The sequence below is a fragment of the Variovorax sp. GW821-FHT09B01 genome (genome assembly GCF_059418345.1).
Genome location: NZ_JBWKPQ010000024.1, coordinates 1 through 18,865, shown reverse-complemented (window position 1 = coordinate 18,865; position 18,865 = coordinate 1). Strand labels below are relative to the sequence as shown.

Annotated in this window: 18 protein-coding genes and 1 pseudogene; 6 read left to right on the top strand and 13 right to left on the bottom strand. The window is 70.2% G+C overall.

Annotated elements, in window-relative coordinates; genetic code table 11:
• Window positions 1–178: 178 nt before the first annotated feature.
• From AC07RV_RS37665 to AC07RV_RS37645, 5 genes are read left to right on the top strand one after another with little or no spacing between them, the layout of a single operon-like run.
• Window positions 179–1,285 (top strand): efflux RND transporter periplasmic adaptor subunit, encoded by a 1,107-nt coding sequence (locus AC07RV_RS37665; RefSeq protein WP_296781492.1) that lies wholly within the window; start codon window positions 179–181, stop codon window positions 1,283–1,285.
• Window positions 1,282–4,392 (top strand): MexW/MexI family multidrug efflux RND transporter permease subunit, encoded by a 3,111-nt coding sequence (locus AC07RV_RS37660; protein ID WP_296781491.1) that lies wholly within the window; start codon window positions 1,282–1,284, stop codon window positions 4,390–4,392. The genes AC07RV_RS37665 and AC07RV_RS37660 overlap by 4 nt, the downstream gene beginning before the upstream one ends.
• Complete coding sequence (locus AC07RV_RS37655; RefSeq protein ID WP_472922549.1) at window positions 4,389–5,888, top strand: efflux transporter outer membrane subunit; 1,500 nt, start codon at window positions 4,389–4,391, stop codon at window positions 5,886–5,888. Before AC07RV_RS37660 ends, AC07RV_RS37655 begins: the two co-directional genes overlap by 4 nt.
• A 50-nt stretch (window positions 5,889–5,938) precedes the next feature.
• Complete coding sequence (locus tag AC07RV_RS37650; protein ID WP_296781489.1) at window positions 5,939–6,661, top strand: helix-turn-helix transcriptional regulator; 723 nt, start codon at window positions 5,939–5,941, stop codon at window positions 6,659–6,661.
• Between the two features lie 46 nt (window positions 6,662–6,707).
• Window positions 6,708–7,289: a superoxide dismutase gene (locus AC07RV_RS37645; protein WP_296799746.1), complete on the top strand. Its 582-nt coding sequence runs from the start codon at window positions 6,708–6,710 to the stop codon at window positions 7,287–7,289.
• A 58-nt stretch (window positions 7,290–7,347) separates the two neighbouring features.
• Here AC07RV_RS37645 and speB read toward each other — a convergent pair whose 3' ends face one another.
• Genes speB through AC07RV_RS37605 form a run of 8 tightly spaced genes read right to left on the bottom strand, consistent with a single transcriptional unit; the run spans window position 7,348 to window position 14,091 of the window.
• Window positions 7,348–8,292, bottom strand: coding sequence for an agmatinase (gene speB / locus AC07RV_RS37640; RefSeq protein ID WP_296775476.1), 945 nt, complete (start codon window positions 8,290–8,292; stop codon window positions 7,348–7,350).
• Window positions 8,293–8,306: 14 nt separating this feature from the next.
• Entirely contained in the window at window positions 8,307–8,954 is a 648-nt protein-coding gene (locus AC07RV_RS37635; RefSeq protein ID WP_296775473.1) for a cupin domain-containing protein, read from the bottom strand.
• A gap of 40 nt (window positions 8,955–8,994) precedes the next feature.
• Window positions 8,995–9,723, bottom strand: coding sequence for a DUF1989 domain-containing protein (locus tag AC07RV_RS37630; protein ID WP_296775471.1), 729 nt, complete (start codon window positions 9,721–9,723; stop codon window positions 8,995–8,997).
• Between the two features lie 7 nt (window positions 9,724–9,730).
• The gene (locus AC07RV_RS37625) at window positions 9,731–11,068 is read right to left on the bottom strand and encodes a M20 family metallo-hydrolase (protein WP_296775468.1); all 1,338 of its coding nucleotides are present in this window, start codon (window positions 11,066–11,068) and stop codon (window positions 9,731–9,733) included.
• Entirely contained in the window at window positions 11,065–11,883 is an 819-nt protein-coding gene (locus AC07RV_RS37620) for an amino acid ABC transporter ATP-binding protein (protein ID WP_296775466.1), read from the bottom strand. Before AC07RV_RS37620 ends, AC07RV_RS37625 begins: the two co-directional genes overlap by 4 nt.
• Window positions 11,880–12,545: an amino acid ABC transporter permease gene (locus AC07RV_RS37615; protein ID WP_093355121.1), complete on the bottom strand. Its 666-nt coding sequence runs from the start codon at window positions 12,543–12,545 to the stop codon at window positions 11,880–11,882. The genes AC07RV_RS37620 and AC07RV_RS37615 overlap by 4 nt, the downstream gene beginning before the upstream one ends.
• Window positions 12,542–13,207 carry an amino acid ABC transporter permease gene (locus tag AC07RV_RS37610; RefSeq protein ID WP_296775460.1) on the bottom strand — a complete coding sequence of 222 codons (666 nt, stop codon included), beginning with the start codon at window positions 13,205–13,207 and terminating at the stop codon, window positions 12,542–12,544. Before AC07RV_RS37610 ends, AC07RV_RS37615 begins: the two co-directional genes overlap by 4 nt.
• A gap of 50 nt (window positions 13,208–13,257) precedes the next feature.
• Window positions 13,258–14,091, bottom strand: a complete 834-nt coding sequence (locus AC07RV_RS37605; RefSeq protein WP_208510444.1) for a transporter substrate-binding domain-containing protein — start codon at window positions 14,089–14,091, stop codon at window positions 13,258–13,260.
• Window positions 14,092–14,430: 339 nt separating this feature from the next.
• On the opposite strand from AC07RV_RS37605, the gene AC07RV_RS37600 reads away from it, so the two are divergent.
• On the top strand, window positions 14,431–15,414 hold the full coding sequence (locus AC07RV_RS37600; RefSeq protein WP_296775454.1) for a Bug family tripartite tricarboxylate transporter substrate binding protein: 984 nt from the start codon (window positions 14,431–14,433) through the stop codon (window positions 15,412–15,414).
• A 63-nt stretch (window positions 15,415–15,477) separates the two neighbouring features.
• Here the strand turns inward: AC07RV_RS37600 and AC07RV_RS37595 are convergent, their stop codons facing one another.
• The 5 genes and pseudogenes from AC07RV_RS37595 to AC07RV_RS37575 form a co-directional block, all read right to left on the bottom strand.
• Window positions 15,478–15,876: a hypothetical protein gene (locus AC07RV_RS37595; RefSeq protein ID WP_296775451.1), complete on the bottom strand. Its 399-nt coding sequence runs from the start codon at window positions 15,874–15,876 to the stop codon at window positions 15,478–15,480.
• A gap of 175 nt (window positions 15,877–16,051) precedes the next feature.
• Window positions 16,052–16,309 carry a hypothetical protein gene (locus AC07RV_RS37590; protein ID WP_203203827.1) on the bottom strand — a complete coding sequence of 86 codons (258 nt, stop codon included), beginning with the start codon at window positions 16,307–16,309 and terminating at the stop codon, window positions 16,052–16,054.
• An 11-nt stretch (window positions 16,310–16,320) separates the two neighbouring features.
• On the bottom strand, window positions 16,321–17,085 hold the full coding sequence (locus tag AC07RV_RS37585; protein WP_296775448.1) for an SDR family NAD(P)-dependent oxidoreductase: 765 nt from the start codon (window positions 17,083–17,085) through the stop codon (window positions 16,321–16,323).
• Window positions 17,086–17,158: 73 nt separating this feature from the next.
• A complete protein-coding gene (locus AC07RV_RS37580; protein ID WP_296775445.1) occupies window positions 17,159–18,619 on the bottom strand; it encodes a GDSL-type esterase/lipase family protein in 1,461 nt (486 codons plus the stop codon).
• Between the two features lie 102 nt (window positions 18,620–18,721).
• Window positions 18,722–18,865, bottom strand: a pseudogene (locus AC07RV_RS37575) (branched-chain amino acid ABC transporter permease); the annotation flags it as partial.

Genomic DNA, 18,865 nt, shown 5'->3' with positions numbered 1-18,865 from the left:
GCCCCATGGCCCGTCTTCGGAGCAGCGGCATTTCCCGCTCGACTTTCGGAGATTCCCTCATGCACGACCCGACCCGGATAGCCCGCCTTCATCGGGGGCATTGCTTTCCTTTATTCGACAGGCCGCCGCGAGCCCGCCAATAATCCAAGCACTTTCTTTGATTAATAACGGTAAGATCATGAACGCACGATCAAGGGCCTGGCTCGGAGCCGGCCTCGCGGCAGTGGTGGTGGGAGGGGCCGGCTACGGCCTCGTGGCCAAATCGAAGGCGGCCGACGGCGGCGGTGGCGGCATGCCGCCGGCGCAGGTGGCGGTGGCCGCGGCGCGGCAGACCGAACTGCCGCGCTTCCTCAGCGGCATCGGCACGCTCGAGGCGAACCGGCAGGTCGAGGTGCCGGCCGAGGTGGAGGGGCGGATCGCGAAGATCCTCTTCACCGCGGGTGCCGAGGTGCGCGCGGGCCAGCTGCTGGTGCAGCTCAACGACGCGCCCGAGCAGGGTGACCTCGAGCGCCTGCAGGCGCAGCGCGCCAATGCCAAGGCATTGCTCGAGCGCACGCGCCGGCTGCTGCCGCAGCAGGCCGCCACGCAGGAACAGCTCGACCAGGCGCAGGCCGGCTACGACCAGGCCAGCGGCGAGCTGCGGCGCGTGCAGGCGCAGATCGCCCAGAAGCGCATCGTGGCGCCCTTCGACGGCCGGCTGGGCCTGCGCAAAGTCAACCTCGGACAGTTCGTGCGATCGGGCGATGCGCTGGTCTCGCTGACCGACGCCCGCACCCTGCTCGCGACCATCACCCTGCCCGAGGCCGCCCTGCCCGCGCTCCAGCGCAACCAGCAGGTGCTGCTCAACGTCGACGCCTGGCCCGGCCGCGCCTTCCAGGCCCGGCTCAGCGCGATCGAGCCGCAGATCGGCAGCGACACGCGCACCGTGCGGCTGCAGGCCGCGATCGACAACGCCGACGGCGCGCTCGCGCCCGGCATGTACGTGAGCGCGCGCGTGGCGCTGCCGCCGCGCGCCGACGCCATCACCGTGCCCGAGACCGCCATCACCTACAGCACGCACGGCGACTCGGTCTACGTGGTGCGCCCGGCCGACAAGGGCGAGGGCTTCGTGGTGCAGCAGCTGTTCGTGACGGCCGGCGACCGGCAGGACGGCCAGGTGGTGATCGAGAAGGGCCTCCAGGCCGGCGAGCGCGTCGTGACCTCGGGCCAGCTGCGCCTGTACGGCGGCGCCGCGGTGCAGCCGATGGACAAGGACACGCTGGCCGCGCAGGAGCGCAAGTCATGAGATTCACCGACCTGTTCGTGCGCCGGCCGGTGCTGGCGCTGGTGGTGAGCACGCTGATCCTGCTGCTGGGCGCGCGCGCCCTCGGCTCGCTGCCGGTGCGCCAGTACCCGCTGACCGAGAGCACCACGCTGACCATCACCACCCAGTACCCGGGCGCCTCGCCCGAGCTGATGCAGGGCTTCGTCACGCAGCCGATCGCGCAGGCGGTGGCCACGATCGAGAACGTCGACTACCTGTCGTCCTCCTCCACGCTGGGCCGCAGCGTGATCACCGTGCGCATGAAGCTCAACGCCGACGCCAACCAGGCGCTCACGCAGGCGATGGCGCAGGTGAGCCAGGTCAAGTACCGGCTGCCGCAGGAGGCCTTCGACCCGGTGATCCTCAAGTCCTCGGGCGAGGCCACGGCCGTGGCCTACGTGGGCTTCTCGAGCAAGACCATGGGCGTGCCCGCGCTCACCGACTACCTCTCGCGCGTGGTGCAGCCGCAGTTCGCGTCGATCGAGGGCGTGTCGGGCGTGGAGGTCTCGGGCGGCCAGACGCTGGCGATGCGCGTGTGGCTCGACGCCAACCGCATGGCCGCGCGCGGCATCTCGGCCGGCGAGCTGGCCGACGCGCTGCGCCAGAACAACGTGCAGGCGGCACCGGGCCAGGTCAAGGGCCTGTACGTGGTGTCGAACATCCGCGTCAACACCGACCTGGTGAACGTGGCCGAGTTCCGCGACATGGTGATCAAGCGCGACGGCGATGCGCTGGTGCGCCTGGGCGACGTGGCCACGGTCGAGCTGGGCGCGGCGAGCGCCGACGTCAGCGCGATGATGGACGGCGACAAGGCCATCTACCTCGGCCTGCAGGCGGCGCCCAACGGCAACCCGCTGGTGATCGTGAAGCGCATCCGCGAACTGCTGCCCGGCATCAAGCAGAACCTGCCCGCGGGCGTGGAGGTGCAACTGCCGTTCGAGCTCGCGCGCTTCATCGAGGCCTCGATCGACGAGGTGCGCCACACGCTGCTCGAAGCCGTGGTGATCGTGGTGCTGGTGATCTTCCTGTGCCTGGGCTCGGTGCGCGCGGTGCTGATCCCGGTGGTGACCATTCCGCTGTCGATGCTGGGTGCCGCGGCGCTGATGCTGGTGTTCGGCTTCTCGATCAACCTGCTCACGTTGCTGGCGATGGTGCTGGCGATCGGGCTGGTGGTGGACGACGCGATCGTGGTGGTGGAGAACGTGCACCGCCACATCGAGGAAGGCAAGTCGCGCGTGCAGGCCGCGCTGATCGGCGCGCGCGAGGTGGCCGGCCCGGTGATCGCGATGACGCTCACGCTGGCCGCGGTCTACGCGCCGATCGGCCTGATGGGCGGGCTCACCGGCTCGCTGTTCAAGGAGTTCGCCTTCACGCTCGCGGGCGCGGTGGTGGTGTCGGGCGTGATCGCGCTCACGCTGTCGCCGGTGATGAGCTCCTTCCTGCTGCCGCAGGATGCCACCGGCACGCGCATGGCGCGGCTGGCCGAGGGCTTCTTCCACCGCCTGGCCACCGGCTACGGCCGCGTGCTCGACGTGTCGCTGCGCCACCGCTGGGTGACGGGCGCGCTGGCCGCGGTGGTGCTGGTGAGCCTGCCCTTCCTCTACAACGCCGCGCAGCGCGAGCTCGCGCCCGGCGAGGACCAGGCCATGGTGCTGACCGCGATCAAGTCGCCGCAGCACGCCAACATCGACTACGTCGAGAAGTTCGGCAAGAAGTGGGACGACGTGTTCGCCGCGCTGCCCGAGAACACCGGCCGCTGGCTGATCAACGGCTCCGACGGCGTGTCGAACTCGATCGGCGGCGTGCAACTGTCCGACTGGAAGGACCGCCAGCGCAACGCCGACCAGATCCAGCACGAGGTGCAGGGCAGCATGGGCGCGGTGGAGGGCAGCAACATCTTCGCCTTCCAGCTGCCCTCGCTGCCGGGCTCCACCGGCGGGCTGCCGGTGCAGATGGTGATCCGCAGCCCGGGCGACCACCGCAGCGTGTTCGAGGCCATGGAGGCGCTCAAGAAGGCGGCGCGCGAGAGCGGCAAGTTCGCCGTGGTCGACAGCGACCTCGAGTTCAACAACCCGGTGGTCGAGGTGCGCGTGGACCGCGCCAAGGCCAACAGCCTGGGCGTGACCATGAAGTCCATCGGCGACACGCTGGCCGTGCTGGTGGGCGAGAACTACGTCAACCGCTTCGGCATGGACGGCCGCTCCTACGACGTGATCCCGCAGACGCCGCGCGAGCAGCGGCTGACGGCCGAGGCGCTGTCGCGCTACTTCGTGAAGAGCGCGAGCGGCCAGCCGGTGCCGCTGGCCAACCTGGTGCAGCTGTCGACCAGCGTGGGCCCGAACAAGCTCACGCAGTTCAACCAGCTCAACGCCGCCACCTTCCAGGCCATCCCGATGCCCGGCGTGACCATGGGCGACGCGGTGGCCTTCCTGAGCGCCGAGGCGAAGAAGCTGCCGGCCGGCTTCAGCTACGACTGGCAGTCCGACGCGCGCCAGTTCACGCAGGAAGGCTCGGCGCTGGTGCTGGCCTTCGTGTTCGCGATCGTCGTGATCTACCTGGTGCTGGCCGCGCAGTACGAGAGCCTGCGCGACCCGTTGATCATCCTGGTCAGCGTGCCGATGTCGATCTGCGGCGCGCTGGTGCCGCTGGCGCTGGGCTTCGCGACCATCAACATCTACACCCAGATCGGGCTGGTGACGCTGATCGGGCTGATCAGCAAGCACGGCATCCTGATGGTGGAGTTCGCCAACGAGATCCAGATGCGCAAGGGCTTCGACCGCCGCGCCTCGATCGAGGAGGCCGCGCGCATCCGCCTGCGGCCGATCCTGATGACCACGGCCGCGATGGTGGTGGGCCTGGTGCCGCTGCTGTTCGCGAGCGGCGCGGGCGCCAACAGCCGCTTCAGCATCGGGCTGGTGATCGTGGTCGGCATGCTGGTGGGCACGCTGTTCACGCTGTTCGTGCTGCCCACGATGTACACGCTGCTGGCGCGCGACCACCGCGCCGCGGGCCAGTCGAAGCGCGCGGCCGAGCTCGAGGCGCTGGAGGACGGCCCCGCCGCGCCGGCCACGGCAGGCGGCCACGCATGACGCACCGGAGAACGACCATGAAGGCCTTGACCCTTTCCCTGTCGACGCTGGCCACGGCGCTGCTGCTGGCCGGCTGCGCGGTCGGCCCGCGCTACGCGGCGCCCGAGACCTCGCCGGTGACGATCGCCGCGCCCGAACGCCACCTGTTCGCGCCCGACGCGGTGCAGCGCGACTGGTGGCGCCAGCTCGAGGATGCGCAGCTCGACGCGCTGATCGAGCGCACGCTGGCCGCCAACCACGACATCCGCATCGCGCAGGCGCGGCTGCTCGAAGCCCGCGCCGTGCAGGACGAGGCCGAGCTCGACCGCTGGCCCACCGTGACGATGGGTGCGAGCAAGACCCGCGGCATCGCGCAGGGCAACGGCGTGCCGGCCGAGGCCCGCACGCTGGCCGAGAGCAGTCGCCTGGGCTTCGACGCCGGCTGGGAGATCGACCTGTTCGGTCGCCTGCGCCGGCTCGACGAGGCCGCCAGCGCGCGCGCCGAGGCGCAGGCCGCCGACCTCGAGCAGGCGCGCATCGTGGTGGTGGCCGAGCTCGCGCGCAACTACTACGAGATGCGCGGTGCCGAGCAGCGGCTCGCGGTGACGCAGCGCACGCTGCAGAGCCTGCGCGACAGCCTGCGCGTGACCGAGGCCCAGGTCGGCATCGGCCGCGGCCTCGCGGGCGACCTCGCGAGCGCGCGCGCCAATCTCGCGAGCACCGAGAGCCAGCTGCCGCTGTTCGAGACCGCGCGCCGCCAGGCCGCGCACCGCGTGGCGGTGCTCGCGGCGCTGCAGCCGGCCGAACTCGAGCCGATGCTCGCGCCGCGGCCGCTGCAGGTGCTGGCCAAGCGGCTGCCGGTGGGCGACCTCGGCGACCTGCTGCGCCGCCGGCCCGACGTGCTGCGCGCCGAGCGCGGCCTGGCCGCGAGCACGGCCGACGTGGGCGCGGCCACGGCCGCGCTGTATCCGCGGCTCGACATCGGCGGCTTCCTCGGCTTCATCGCGCTGCGCGGCTCGGACCTGGGCAGCGGCTCGAGCCGCGCCTTCAGCCTCACGCCGGGCCTGAGCTGGCCCGCGCTGCGGCTGGGCTCGGTGCGCGCGCAACTGCGCGGCGCGCAGGCGCGTGCGCAGGGCGAGCGCGCGGCCTACGAGCAGACCGTGCTGCGCGCCATCGAGGACGTGGAGAACGCCCTCACCGGCTACGGCCAGAACCAGCAGCGGCTGCAAAGCCTGGTGGTGGCCTCGGAACAGAGCGCGCGCGCGGCCGAGCTGGCCGAGGTGCGCTACCGCGAAGGCGCCGCGCCCTACCTGTCGGTGCTCGACGCGCAACGCACGCTGCTGCGCGCGCAGGATGCGGTGGCCGAGGCCGAGACCGCCTCGTACACCAGCCTGGTCGCGCTCTACAAGGCCGTGGGCGGCGGATGGCAGGCACCCGATGCCCCGACCGCGGGCCGCGACGAGGGCGCGGCCAAGGGGCTTTCGGGCGTTTCTGCGAAGGACGCCCCAAGCACCTGACAATGCAAGGGTTGCCGCCTTTCCGTTCCGCTCCCCACGAAGACCGCGCCATGTCCGCCAACGACACCGCCGACGCCAAGCCCGCCTGGACCCCGCACCAGCCGGCCGACCGCATCCTCTCGACGCTCAAGACCCGCGGCGCGCTCGGCATTCCCGACATCGCCAAGGTGCTGCAGGTCACGGTGGAGGCGGTGCGCCAGCAGATGGCCAAGCTGCAGGCCGAGGGCCTGGTCGACGCCGAGAGCCGCAGCGCCGGGCGCGGCCGGCCGACGCAGATCTGGCGGCTCACGGCCTCGGGCCATGCGCGCTTTCCAGACACGCATGCCGAGATGACGGTGCAGATGATCAGCGCCGTGATCCAGGTGTTCGGCGAGAAGGGCATGGACCAGCTGATCGGCGCGCGCGAGGAGACCATGCGCAGCACCTACCGCGAAGCGCTGCGCGGCGCGCGCGGCATCGGCGCGCGGCTGGAGCGGCTGGCCGAGGTACGCAGCCGCGAGGGCTACATGGCCGAGTACCGCGCCGACGACGAGGGCGAGGGCTTCCTCTTCATCGAGAACCATTGCCCGATCTGCACCGCGGCGCGCGCCTGCACGGGCTTCTGCCGCAGCGAGCTGCAGCTCTTCGACGAGGTGCTCGGGCCCGACGTGAGCGTGAGCCGCGTCGAGCACGTGCTCGCGGGCGCGCGGCGCTGCGCCTACCGCGTCGTTCCCAAGGCCGGCGACAAGCCAGGCGACAAGACCCGCACCAAACCAAGCGAGGGTGCCGACTGAGCGCCCCCCGCCTCTTTTTCTTTTTATCAACCAGAAGGACCCCACGATGGAACACACCCTGCCTCCCCTGCCCTACGCCCTCGACGCGCTGGCACCCGAGTACTCGAAGGAGACCCTCGAGTACCACTACGGCAAGCACCACAACGCCTATGTGGTGAACCTCAACAACCTGCAGAAGGGGACCGAGTTCGAGTCGCTCACGCTCGAGGAAATCGTCAAGAAGTCCAGCGGCGGCATCTACAACAACTCGGCCCAGATCTGGAACCACACCTTCTTCTGGAACTGCATGAAGCCGCAAGGCGGCGGCGCTCCCAGCGGCGCGCTGGCCAAGGCCATCGACGCCAAGTGGGGCAGCTTCGATGCCTTCAAGGAAGCCTTCGTGAAGTCGGCCGTGGGCAACTTCGGCTCGGGCTGGACCTGGCTGGTGAAGAAGCCCGACGGCAGCGTGGACATCGTGAACACCGGCGCCGCCGGCACGCCGCTGACGACCGCCGACACGGCGCTGCTGACGGTCGACGTCTGGGAACACGCCTACTACATCGACTACCGCAACCTGCGTCCCAAGTTCGTCGAGACCTTCCTGGCCAAGCTGGTCAACTGGGACTTCGCCGAAAAGAACTTCGGCTGATCGACCCCGGGGTCGATCGGGTTCGGGGCGTGCCCGCGAGGCGCCCCGAACCCCTGCTTCAGCGCCGCGAAGCCACGCTGCGCGCCAGCAGGCAGAGGATCTCGTACATCAGCGTGGCGCCCAGCAGCGCGGTGCTGCCCGAGGGGTCGTAGGGCGGCGACACCTCCACCACGTCCCCGCCCACGAAGTCCAGCCCGTCGAGGCCGCGCAGCAAGCCCAGCGTCTCGCGCGTGGTCATGCCGCCGATCTCGGGCGTGCCGGTGCCCGGCGCGAACACCGGGTCCAGGCCATCGACATCGAGCGACAGGTAAGTGGGCCCATCGCCGACGATGCGCCGCGCCTCCCGCACGATCGCCTCGACGCCCTTGGACTCGAACTCCTCGATGAAGACCACGCGCATGCCGCTGTCGAGCGAATAGCGCCAACCCTGGTCGGAATTCTGTGCGCCGCGGATGCCGATCTGGATGGTGCGCTTCGGATCGAGCAGCCCGGCCTCGACCGCGCGGCGGAACGGCGAGCCATGGCTGAACTTGGAACCGAGGAAGTCGTCCCAGGTGTCGGTGTGGGCATCGATGTGCACCATGCCCAGCGGCCGGCGCGGCTTCATCGCCTGGAACACCGGGAAGGTGATCGAGTGGTCGCCGCCCGCGGCCAGCACCGTCTTGCCGGCCGCGAACAGGGGTTCGAAGAAGCGGCGGATGTCCTCGTGCGAGCGCTCGAGGTGGAACACGTCGGTGAACGGCACGTCGCCCACGTCGGCCACGCGGCAGGCCTCGAAGGGATTGAAGCCGGTGACGTGGTGGATGGCGCGCGTCATCGACGACATGTTGCGGATCTCGCGCGGACCGTAGCGCGCGCCGGGACGCGCCGTCACGCCGCCGTCGAAGGGCACGCCGGCCAGGGCGATGTCGAAGTCCTCGAGGCGCTGCGCGAAGGGCACGCGCATGAAGGTCGGGATGCCGCTGTAGCGCGGCAGCGTCTGCATGGCGGTGTCTGTTTGCATGGCAGGCAGGGGGTTCAGAACGTGGCGGGAGTGTTGGTCCACAGCACCCGGGTCTGGGTCTTGCCGGGATTGCGGTAGCTGTGCGGCACGTCGCTGGAGAAATAGAAGGAGTCGCCGGCCGAGAGCCGGTAGACCTCGTCGCCCAGGCGCAGCTCGAACTCGCCCTCGATCACGTAGCCCATTTCCTCGCCGACGTGCGCGATCTGCTCCAGGCTCTCGGCCTTGGGCTCGAGCACGTGGATGTCGGCCTGCAGCAGCTGGCCGCGGATCGGCACGATCACGCGCTCGAGCTTCACGCCGCGCTTCTTGCCGCGCAGGCCGGTGAACTCGATCACGGGGCGTTCGGAGGCGCGCGTCACCGGCGACATGGGCGGCGCGAACGAGGCCGTGAGCTCGGCGACGTTGGTGTCGAGCGCACGCGCGAGGCGGTGCAGGTTGGCCAGCGAGGGCATGACCTGGCCGCGCTCCACGCGCGACAGCAGGCTTTCGGAACAGCCGGCGGCATCGGCGAGCGCCTTCAGCGTGAGACTTCGCACCATGCGCGCATGCTTGAGCCGCGGCCCCAGCGCCGACAGCGCGAGGTCCGGGTCTGCGTCCACCGGTGCCGGCGAGGCGGCGGCGGCAGCAGCGGGAATGGCGGTGGTCTTCTTGGCAGTGCGCATGGCGTCGAGTCGTCAGTGGGCCGGCGGCGCGCCGGAAAGCTCAGGCATCCGCCAGCACGGTGAAGTGCACTTCGACCGGGCGGTTGTCGTTGATGGGAACGATGTCCTGCGGGCAGGCCGACATGACGACCACGCAGTCCATCTCGGCGCGCAGATCCACATGGTCGCCGGCCTTGGAGACGGGCGGCAGCCAGTCTACGCCGCCGCCCGGGCCCACCGGGATGTTCATCCACAGGTTGAGCGGCTGCGGCACCTCGCGCGCGCGCAGGCCGATGGCCTTGAGCGCCATGCGCATGTTGTCGGCGCAGTTGTCGTGGTACTCGGTCACGCCGAGGTTCTGGTAGCGGTAGGCGTCGCAGGCGGCCATGAGCGTGTCGTGCACGCCGGGCGAGGTGTCGGCCACGAGCGTCATGATGGGACGGCGGCGGTTGGTGGCGAGCGGATCGCCGGCCTTGGGCATGATGCGGTCGATCACGGCGCGCGCATGCTCCATCGACATGAACTCGCTGAGGTCGTCGGCCTTGAAGGCCCAGAAGTCGCACACCTGGCTGCCGTGCGTGTTGATGACGCGGATCACCTGGCCCTTGACGAGCCGCACGGCGCGGCCGTTGCGCGCGGGCACTTCGTAGCGCTTGCCGAGTTCGGGCGTGCCGTCGGCCGACACGGGCTCGCGCAGCGTGCGGTTGGCGCCGACGGGTTCGCCGTTGTCGGCCACGTGGGCGTGCGCGTGGGTGTCCGTGTGGAAAGAGGAAGTGGCTTGGTCGTCCATGGTCTGGCTAGTCCTTTGAGGCTTCGGGAGGGGTGGAGGAAACGAGCGGCCCGGCCAGCCGCGCGAGGCACCAGGCCAGGGCGCGCGTGCAGGCCGCGAGGTCGTCGATGGGGGTGTCTTCGTCGGGGTGGTGGCTCACGCCGCCACGGCTGGGCGCGAACAGCATCGCGCTGGGGCAGAAGCCGGCCAGCGGCATGGCGTCGTGGAAGGCGCCCGACAGCATCTCGCGGTGGCTCAGTTGCAGCGCGGCGCAGGCCTCGCGCGCCAGGCCCGCGAGCGCGGCGTCGAAGCGCACGGTGGGCTTGTCCTGCAGCACCTCGAGCTGGCCGCCGGCCGGCAGTGCCGCGTCGATGAGCGCGCGCACCGCGTCGAGCGCGGCGGCCTCGGGATGGCGCACATCGACGGTGAAGACGACCCGCTCGGCAATGGTGTTGATCGACCCGGGGCTGCACTCCCAGCGGCCGATGGTGAGGCGCAGGCGGTCGTCGCCGCACCGCGCCGCGTGTTCGAGCAGCGCATGGGCCGTGCGCACGGCCTTGGCCTGCGCATCGTCGCGCGCGGCCAGCGGCGTGGTGCCCGCGTGCGCGCTGCGCCCCGGCACGGTGATGCGGAACCAGCGCACGCCCTGGATCGCGCTCACGCAGCCGACCTGCAGGCCCTCGGCCTCCAGCACCGGGCCCTGCTCGATGTGCGCCTCGATGTAGCCATGCACCGGGCGCGCGAGCGGCGTGTCCATCCAGCGCCAGCCCTCGCGCAGTGCTTCCGCGCGCAGGTCGTCCACGGCGGCATCGCGCGCGGCCTCGAAGCGCAGGCCGTCGCCGTCGCGCACGCCGAGGAAGGCCTCGAGCCGCTGCGGCGCGGTGAAGGCGACCGAGCCCATCAACCCGGGCGCGAAGCGCGAGCCTTCCTCGTTGGTCCACATGGCGACGTCGATCGGCCGGCGGGTGCGCAGGCCGAGGCGATCGAGCGCATCGAACACCTCCAGGCCCGCCGCGACGCCGAAAGCGCCGTCGAGCCAGCCGCCCAGGGGCTGGGTGTCGATGTGGCTGCCGGTCATGGCTGGCGACAGCATCGATTCCTGTCCGTCGCGCCGGACGAACACGTTGGCGGCGGCGTCGATGCCGACGCGATAGCCGGGCCGGCGCGCGAACGGCTGCACCAGCCAGCGCCGCGCGGCCAGTTCGTGCGCGCACAGCGCCTGCCGCGCCACGCCGCCGCCAGTGCCCGCGCCGACGGCGCCATGCGCCGCCAGGCCGCGCAGCCGGGCCTCGAGGCTCGCGGTGCCGACCGCGCGCGCTACGTCGCCCGCGAGGGCCGCGTCCCGCATCGCGTCGAGCGCGTTCATGCGAGCGCTCCCGCCGCGGGATGGCCGAGGCTGCGGCGGATCCACGGCTGCAGGAAGGCCTGGATGCGCGGATGGGCCGGCGCGTGGATCACCTCGCGCGGCGTGCCGATCGTCACGATGCGGCCCTTCTCCATGAACACGATCCGGTCCGACACCTCGGCCGCGAAGCTCATCTCGTGCGTGACCATGATCATGGTCATGCCGCCGCGCGACAGCGACTTGATCACCTCGAGCACCTCGTCGACCAGCTCGGGATCGAGCGCGGAGGTCGGCTCGTCGAGCAGCATCACCTCGGGCCCGACCGCGAGCGCGCGCGCGATGCCCACGCGCTGCTGCTGGCCGCCGCTGAGCTGGGGCGGCCGCGCATCGGCCTTGGCCGACATGCCCACGCGCGCCAGCGCCTCGCCGGCCACGGCCCGGGCCTGGTCCGCGCGCAGCCCCTTGGCCAGCGTGAGCGGCGCCATCACGTTGGCCAGCACCGTCATGTGCGGCCACAGGTTGAACTGCTGGAACACCATGGCCACCGGCGCGCGCACCTCGGCGACGACGCGCTCGCTCTCGCGGGCCAGCGCGCCGGCCGCGTTGCGGCGGTAGCCGAGCAGCGCGCCGCGGATGCGGACCTCGCCCTCGTCGTAGGCCTCGAGAAAGTTCATGCAGCGCAGCAGCGTGGTCTTGCCCGAGCCCGAGGGGCCGATCAGCGACACGACCTCGCCCTTGCGGATGTCCAGGTCGATGTCCGACAGCACGCGCTGCGGGCCGAAGGACTTGCCGACGCCGCACAGGGAGACGATGGGAACGGTCACGGGAGCATTCATGGACGGGAGCTTTCTCGAAGGGCCGCCCAGGCGCGCAGCGTGCCGGCCGCGCGGTTGACGAGCAGCGACAGGCCCCAGTAGCTCAGCGCCAGCAGCAGGTAGGGCTCGACGTAGACGAACTGCTCCGACACCACCTTGCCGGCGGTCATCGTCAGTTCGGGATAGGTGATGACCGAGGCCAGCGCGGACTCCTTCATCAGCAGGATGGTCTGGCTCGCGATCAGCGGCAGGCTGGCGCGCAGGGCCTGCGGGCATTCGATGGTGGCGAAGATCTGGCGCGAGGACAGGCCCATGCAGCGCGCCGCCTCGATCTGGCCGCGCGGAATGCTCTGCCAGCAGGCGCGGAAGATCTCGGCGAAGTAGGCGCCGCCGTAGACCGCGAGCGTGAGGCCGGCGGCGGCGAAGGGGTCGAGCGACAGGCCCGCGCTCGGCAGGCCGAAGTAGACGATGAACAGGTGGATCAGGAACGGCACGCCGCGCCACACCGCGGTGTAGGCGGTGTAGAGCCAGCGCGCCGCGCGCCAGCCGGTTTCGCGCAGCGCGTGGAAGGCGAAGCCCACGACCAGGCCACCCGCCAGTCCCGTCAGCGTGAGCAGCACGGTGCGCAGCGCGGCCGCGCCGAACGCGGGCAGCAGCTGGCCCAGGAGCGCCGTGTCGATCATGGCCGCTCCATCCGGCCGCGCAGCCAGTGGCCGAGCCACAGCACCGCGCCGGTCATCAGCAGGTAGCACAGGCCCACCGAGACATAGACCTCGAGCGGCCTGAAGTTGGCGGCCACGATCTGCCGCCCGCCGCGCGCCAGGTCGGCCACCGAGATCACCGAGACGATGGCCGAACTCTTCACCACGTCGACGCCCTCCGACACCACGGCCGGCCACACGGCCCGCGCGAGCTGCGGCAGCTGCACGTGGCGGAAGATGCGCGCGGGCGGCAGGCCGAACGAGGCCGCGGCCTCGATCTGCCCGGCCGGCACCGCCACCAGCCCGGCGCGCAGGATCTCGCACTGGAACGCGGCGGAGTTCAGGCCCAGCGCGACGATGGCCACCAGCAGCGGCGGCAGGTCGAGGCCGTAGGCGCTGGGCAGATAGAAGAGCATGAGCAGCTGCACCAGCAGCGGCGTGCCGCGAAAGAAGCTCAGGTAGGTGCGCACCGCGGCCGGCAGCACGCCCCGGCCGCCGCGCCGCAGCGACAGGCCCAGCAGCACCGCGCCCCAGGCGAAGCCCAGCGCGATGGCCGCGATCGCCACGCTCAGCGTGGTGACCGCGCCCTGCAGCAGCACGGGCAGGTAGGCGGCCAGCCGCTCGAGAAGGGTGGTTGCATTCATCGGGAGCGCGGTGGTGCGAGGTCAGGAAAGGTCGCGTGGGGCAGGCCCGCTCACATCTGCGGCACCGGCACCGCGTCGGTGGGCACCTCCATCGCGAAGCCGAACCACTTCATCTGCAGTTCCTTGAGCTGGCCGCTCTTCTGCGCCCGCGCGATGCCGTCGCTGAAGAACTTGACCAGCGGCGCGCTGTCGGCGTCCTTGCGGCCGACCCAGCCGAAGTAGGTCTTGGGGCCGATGGGCGCGGGCATCACCGCGTAGATGTCGCCGCGCGTCTTCACCAGCGTCGCCAGGTTGGAGAGCGACTGCGCCACCGCCACCAGCCGGCCGGCGGCCAGGTCGGCATAGGCTTCGTCGAAGCTCACGTACTCGCGGATCGTGACCGCGGGCTTGCCGTCGGCCTGCAGCTTCTTCGCATAGTCCTGCAGCGCGCGCAGCTGGGCCGAGCCGGCCTGCGAGCCCACCGTCTTGCCGGCGATGCCCGCGGGATCGGTGAGCGCGGCGTCGTCCTTGCGCTTGACCAGCGCCGTCGTGGCGTCGGCGATCGGCACGGTGAACGCGAACTTGTCGGCGCGCTCCTTGGTGAGCGTGACCGAGGTCACGACGAAGTCGAAGCGCCGGGTCGCCAGGCCCGGCAGGATGCCCTGGAACGGCACGTCGAACTGTTTGACCTTGACCTCGGGCAGGTCGGCCAGGATCAGGCGCATCAGGTCGGGGCCGTAGCCCACGATCTTGCCGTCCTGCAGGTACTCGAACGGCGCGAACTGCGCCTCGGTACCGATGACGATTTCTTTCTTGCTCTTCACCGTTTCCAGCATGTCGGCGCCGTGCGCGGCACCGAGCAGGAACAGGGAAAGAACGCCGGCGATTGCGCGATGGAACAGCATGAGCAGGGCCCTCGGGTGTGGATTGAAGCAGGTGTGGACAGATTCAGCAAGCAACTTGCATTCATGCAAGTCACTTGCTTGGAACACACAAGTTCCATGCCAGCCCGAATCGGTCCGGCGGCACGGCCGTGGTGCCGACAGCGGCGCAAAAAGGAACAGGAGACGGCGCGAGGCGCACTAAGGGGGTGCAAAATCGGTGCAAGCCGCCACGCCTGGAGAAGACGGCCATCGCGAACCGCGAAATCCCGCACGGGGTCGTTCCGGCACACTGCACCCTGGTGCAGCGATGCGATGGCTTCCAGGCTGCAACCCGATCCGTCCAGATACAGAGACAAACCCATGATCCGACAACTCATCCGCCCGCTGGCCCTCGCGCTGGCGCTTCCGCTGGCCTTCGGCGCCGCCTCCACCGCCCAGGCCCAGGCCTGGCCTGCCAAGCCGATCCGCATGATCGTGCCCTTCCCGCCCGGCGGCGGCACCGACATCCTGGCGCGCCTGGTGGCCCAGAAGCTCACCGAGACCAACCACTGGACCGTGGTGCCCGACAACCGCGCGGGCGCCGGCGGCACCATCGGCATCGCCGAGGCCGCGCGCGCCGCGCCCACGGGCTACGACATCGTGATGGGCCAGAAGGACAACATGGTCGTCGCGCCCTGGCTCTACAAGAACCTCAGCTACGAGCCGACCAGGGACCTGGCCGCGGTGGCCCACGTGGCCTTCACGCCCGTGGTGATCGTCACGCAGGCCAACTCCAAGTACAAGACGCTCGACGACGTGGTGAAGGCCGCGCGCGCCGCGCCCGACACCATCACCTACGGCTCGCCCGGCAACGGCACCACCATCCACCTGGCCGGCGAGATCTTCAACGGCGCGGCCAAGATCAAGATGCGCCACGTGCCCTACAAGGGTTCGAACGCGGCCATGATGGACGTGCTCGCGGGCAACGTCGACCTGATGGTGTCGTCGGTGCCCTCGGCCATGGCCCAGATCAAGGCCGGCAAGCTGCGCCCGCTGGCCGTGACCTCGGCCAGGCGCAGCAGCTCGCTGCCCGACACGCCCACGGTGGCCGAGCTCGGCTACAAGGGCTTCGACGTGAGCACCTGGTATGGCCTGTTCGTGCCGGCCAAGACGCCCAAGGAAGTGATCGCCACCCTGAACGCCGAGGTCAACAAGCTGCTGGCCACGCCCGAGATGCAGGCCGCGATCATCGCGCAGGGCGCCGAGCCGCAGAGCATGACGCCCGAGCAGTTCGGCGCGCTGCTCAAGACCGACTACGAGAAGTGGAAGGGCATCGTGCAGGCCTCGGGCGCGACCATCGAGTAAGCACGCGAGGGCCGACGAAGAAAGAGGGCGCGCTGCGCCCTCTTTTCGTTGGAGAACGGCGCCTCAACGCGCGGACACGGGCATCGGCGCGGCCGGCAGCACCAGCGATGCGCCCGAGCGCGAGGCCCGCTCCCAGCCCGGATGCTGCTGTGCGCGCTCCAGCTCGGCCGTCACTTCGGCGCGGGTCTTCGGCTTGGCATTGGTCACCGGAACCGGCGCGCCATAGGCCAGGAAGCCCTTCCATTTCGGATCGTTCTGCGCGGTCGCCAGCTCCTGGTCGACCTGGCCCGTCGACTTGCCCGCGCCGGCCAGTTCCGCATGGGTCTTGATGCCCGTTTCGTTGGCCGCGAAGTGCGAGGGTGCATCGACGTGCTGCGAGCTCTGCTGGGCGGAGGCCATGAGCGGCATGAAGCCGGCGATGGCGGAGGCGGCCGCGAGCGCGGCGATTGTTCTGTTCGACATGCATATCTCCTTGGGATGTTCCCCGCGGCTGGATGTCAGGCGCGGGGGTGGAGATACGGCGATGCGTTCTGGCTTGCCATGCGCGGGGCGTCGATCTCTCCACGCCCACACACTAGAAACGCAAACGGACGCGGACTTATCCGCCCGGTTACGTTCTCGTCATCCGAGGCCCGCCTCAGTCCGGCACGAACTTGCGGTTGAACACCGCCACGTCCGACTCCAGCTCGAAGGCCGCGAGCTGGCCCATCTTGCCGTCGCTCAGGCGGCAGGCCGCGAACAGGCTGTGGCGGCCCTGGAAGCCGAATTCGTCCATCACGATCAGTGCATACGGGTACGGCACGAAGACCTGGTGCGTGAAGACGATACGGTGCTGGTTCCTCGGCGAGGGAAAGAGCTTGTACTCGCCGGTGTCGATGCCCTGGGCAGTGGCCATGGCGCGGGGGCTCAGTCCGGATCGCGCACGTCGGCCACCGGCTTGGCGCCGAAGTCCGCGCGCGCCAGGTACTTGAGCACCTTCGCGGCCGCGCTCGCGGGGCTGTCGAGCAGGCCCTCGCTCTTGAGCTTCTCGAAGCGCGTGCGGTCGGGGAAGTTCTCGGCCGAGGCGCCACGCAGTTGCACCTGCATGTCGGTGTCGATCACGCCGGGCGCCAGCGACACGATGCGCGCGCCGTTCGGCAGGTTCGCTTCCTCGAGCGCGACCGCGCGCGAGTAGTGGTCCATGCCCGCCTTGGCCGCGCAGTACGGCGCCTGGCTGCCCATGGCGTTGCGGCCCAGGCCCGAGGAGATGTTGAGCACCTTGCGCGCGCCGCGCCAGTCGCGCGTGCCGCCGAGGAAGGCCGCCGTCAGCAGCAGCGGCGCTTCGAGCCCGATGCGCAGCGCCTGCGACAGCTCGCCATCGACCGCGGAAGCGAGCGGCGCCGGATTGCCGACCGTGCCCGCGTTGTTGATCAGCGTGACGGCGTCGAAGCGCTGCGCGTCCTGCGTGGCCAGCCATTCGCGCAGGCGCGCGGCGGAGGCGACGGGGTCGGACAGGTCCTGTTCCCATTGCACGAGTTCGACGCCGGCCGCCTTCGCCTGCTCGGCGAGTTCGGGGCTCTGGCGGCGCGAGATGCACAGCAGGACGTGGCCGGGTTGCAGCAGCTGTTCGGCCATGGCGCGGCCGAGGCCGCGCGATGCGCCGGTGATGAGGTAGAGGTGGGAGGTGGGCATGGGGGCGATGATAGTGAAGCGCCCGGAAACGGCAGCGCCAGGGTCTTCCGCCCCGCCTCCCCACCAGAAGCATTCAATTCGGCAACGGCGGAAACGCCAGCGCGTTGCAGGGCTCGGCCGGCTGCACCTTCTTTTCGTAGAGCACGTCGTAGGCCAGGGTGCCCATCACGTCGAGGCCCCGCGTGTTCAGGTGGATGGGGCTCCTGGGGTCGTAGCAGGCGGTTGCGATCCCCAGCGGCATGCGGTCCGGATTGCCGACGACGGTGGCGAAATCGATGACGCCGTCGAAGTAGCCCGAGGTCTTGATCCAGTCGTTGATCTGCCGCCACTTGGCATCGTTGGAGGCCGTGTAGTAGCCGGTCGGCACCGGGTTGCCATCGACACCGACGATGTCGCCGATCGGCGTGTTCACGCCGCCATGGATCCGAATCTTGCGAAAGCGCGCCAGGTCGATGAAGTACTTGTAGCGCTCGATGATGTCGGCGGCCGAGGACTTGGAGAGATCGTTGTCGCCGGCCAGGATGATGATGTCGGTCGGATCGCGGGACAGCACGTCGCGCTGGAAGCGGTCGAACAGCGAGGGGCCGTTGTTCGCGTTGAACATCGAGTTGCCGCTGATGCCCGCGTTGCCCACGCCCAGCGGCTCGCCACTGCCGTTGGCCAGCTTCGACAGCACGGCGGGCCATGGGCTCTGGATGCCCACGGCGCTGTAGCCGGCCGTGATCGATTCGCCCACGGCCACGACCACGCGTGTCTTCTCGGGCGCGAGCACCTTGACCTCGCTCAGGTGGAAGACGCCGTTGAAGGTCTCGAACGCTGGCGCGACGGCCGACAGCGAGGCTTCGGCCGCCACGTCGCGGTTCCTCACCACGTAGAAGCCGGGCAGCGGAACGGCGGCGTTCATGTGCATGTCGGCGTACTGCACCTGGCCCTGGAAGTGCAGGCTGATCATCAGGTCCGAGAGCTTGGGCACCGCCATCGCCACGGGATCGCTCAGCAGCTCCTCGCCGGCGGGCACCTCGGCCAGCGTCTTGCCGCCATCGAAGGTCAGCACCCGGCGCGTGGCCAGATCGATGGCGGTCGGATCGGAGGGTTGCGAGCCATCGGGCAGCGCCACGCTCGCGTGGTCGATGCGCAGGGTGGTGGCGCCGAACACGTTGGACAGCCGCACCCGGACGCCCTCGCCGCCCACGCTCGTGCGGATGCGCACGCGCACCGTGTCCGAGTCGTTGTTCTGCAGGCGGTTGGCATACATGGCGGCCTGCCATGTCGTGGCCCAGCGGGTCTTCTTTTCGGAGGGCACGGTCGGCGGCGGCTCCTCGGGCGGTGCGACCGTGGGCGGGGTGACGGGCGGTGCCACGGCGTTGGCGGCGGAGATCGCGGCGGAGATCGCCGCGGCATCGACCTCCACATTGCTGTCTCCGCCACCGCCGCATGCCGTCAACAAGCCGACGGCCAGGGCCGCCAGCATCCGGCGCCAAGCCTTCTCGAAAGAACGCTGGCCTGCCCACACTGCTCCGAGTGCTTTCTTCATGATGCCTCCTTGGGTGTCCGGTTGCCCGGGTTGAGATGACTTCTGAGTTTGAAATGCCTCGCTGCTGGTGATGAAGGTCGAAGTGCGGCGATCAACGCGCCATCATTTCTTCTCCCGGCACCGGTCGATGAACGCGATGACCTCGCCCATGATCCCCTTGCGGAAGGCCAGCACGCAGATCACGAAGATCAGGCCCGTGACCATGGTCACCGACTCGCCCAGCGTGTTGAACCAGTCGATGGTGGT

What these genes read in the sequence shown, in the direction of transcription:
- speB (WP_296775476.1), bottom strand. Translation starts at nt 8,292, where the DNA reads ATGCAAACAGACACCGCCATGCAGACGCTGCCGCGCTACAGCGGCATC.
- AC07RV_RS37610 (WP_296775460.1), bottom strand. Translation starts at nt 13,207, where the DNA reads ATGAATGCAACCACCCTTCTCGAGCGGCTGGCCGCCTACCTGCCCGTG.
- AC07RV_RS37645 (WP_296799746.1), top strand. Translation starts at nt 6,708, where the DNA reads ATGGAACACACCCTGCCTCCCCTGCCCTACGCCCTCGACGCGCTGGCA.
- AC07RV_RS37580 (WP_296775445.1), bottom strand. Translation starts at nt 18,619, where the DNA reads ATGAAGAAAGCACTCGGAGCAGTGTGGGCAGGCCAGCGTTCTTTCGAG.
- AC07RV_RS37590 (WP_203203827.1), bottom strand. Translation starts at nt 16,309, where the DNA reads ATGGCCACTGCCCAGGGCATCGACACCGGCGAGTACAAGCTCTTTCCC.
- AC07RV_RS37635 (WP_296775473.1), bottom strand. Translation starts at nt 8,954, where the DNA reads ATGCGCACTGCCAAGAAGACCACCGCCATTCCCGCTGCTGCCGCCGCC.
- AC07RV_RS37585 (WP_296775448.1), bottom strand. Translation starts at nt 17,085, where the DNA reads ATGCCCACCTCCCACCTCTACCTCATCACCGGCGCATCGCGCGGCCTC.
- AC07RV_RS37620 (WP_296775466.1), bottom strand. Translation starts at nt 11,883, where the DNA reads ATGAATGCTCCCGTGACCGTTCCCATCGTCTCCCTGTGCGGCGTCGGC.
- AC07RV_RS37615 (WP_093355121.1), bottom strand. Translation starts at nt 12,545, where the DNA reads ATGATCGACACGGCGCTCCTGGGCCAGCTGCTGCCCGCGTTCGGCGCG.
- AC07RV_RS37605 (WP_208510444.1), bottom strand. Translation starts at nt 14,091, where the DNA reads ATGCTGTTCCATCGCGCAATCGCCGGCGTTCTTTCCCTGTTCCTGCTC.
- AC07RV_RS37650 (WP_296781489.1), top strand. Translation starts at nt 5,939, where the DNA reads ATGTCCGCCAACGACACCGCCGACGCCAAGCCCGCCTGGACCCCGCAC.
- AC07RV_RS37665 (WP_296781492.1), top strand. Translation starts at nt 179, where the DNA reads ATGAACGCACGATCAAGGGCCTGGCTCGGAGCCGGCCTCGCGGCAGTG.
- AC07RV_RS37655 (WP_472922549.1), top strand. Translation starts at nt 4,389, where the DNA reads ATGACGCACCGGAGAACGACCATGAAGGCCTTGACCCTTTCCCTGTCG.
- AC07RV_RS37625 (WP_296775468.1), bottom strand. Translation starts at nt 11,068, where the DNA reads ATGAACGCGCTCGACGCGATGCGGGACGCGGCCCTCGCGGGCGACGTA.
- AC07RV_RS37660 (WP_296781491.1), top strand. Translation starts at nt 1,282, where the DNA reads ATGAGATTCACCGACCTGTTCGTGCGCCGGCCGGTGCTGGCGCTGGTG.
- AC07RV_RS37630 (WP_296775471.1), bottom strand. Translation starts at nt 9,723, where the DNA reads ATGGACGACCAAGCCACTTCCTCTTTCCACACGGACACCCACGCGCAC.
- AC07RV_RS37600 (WP_296775454.1), top strand. Translation starts at nt 14,431, where the DNA reads ATGATCCGACAACTCATCCGCCCGCTGGCCCTCGCGCTGGCGCTTCCG.
- AC07RV_RS37595 (WP_296775451.1), bottom strand. Translation starts at nt 15,876, where the DNA reads ATGTCGAACAGAACAATCGCCGCGCTCGCGGCCGCCTCCGCCATCGCC.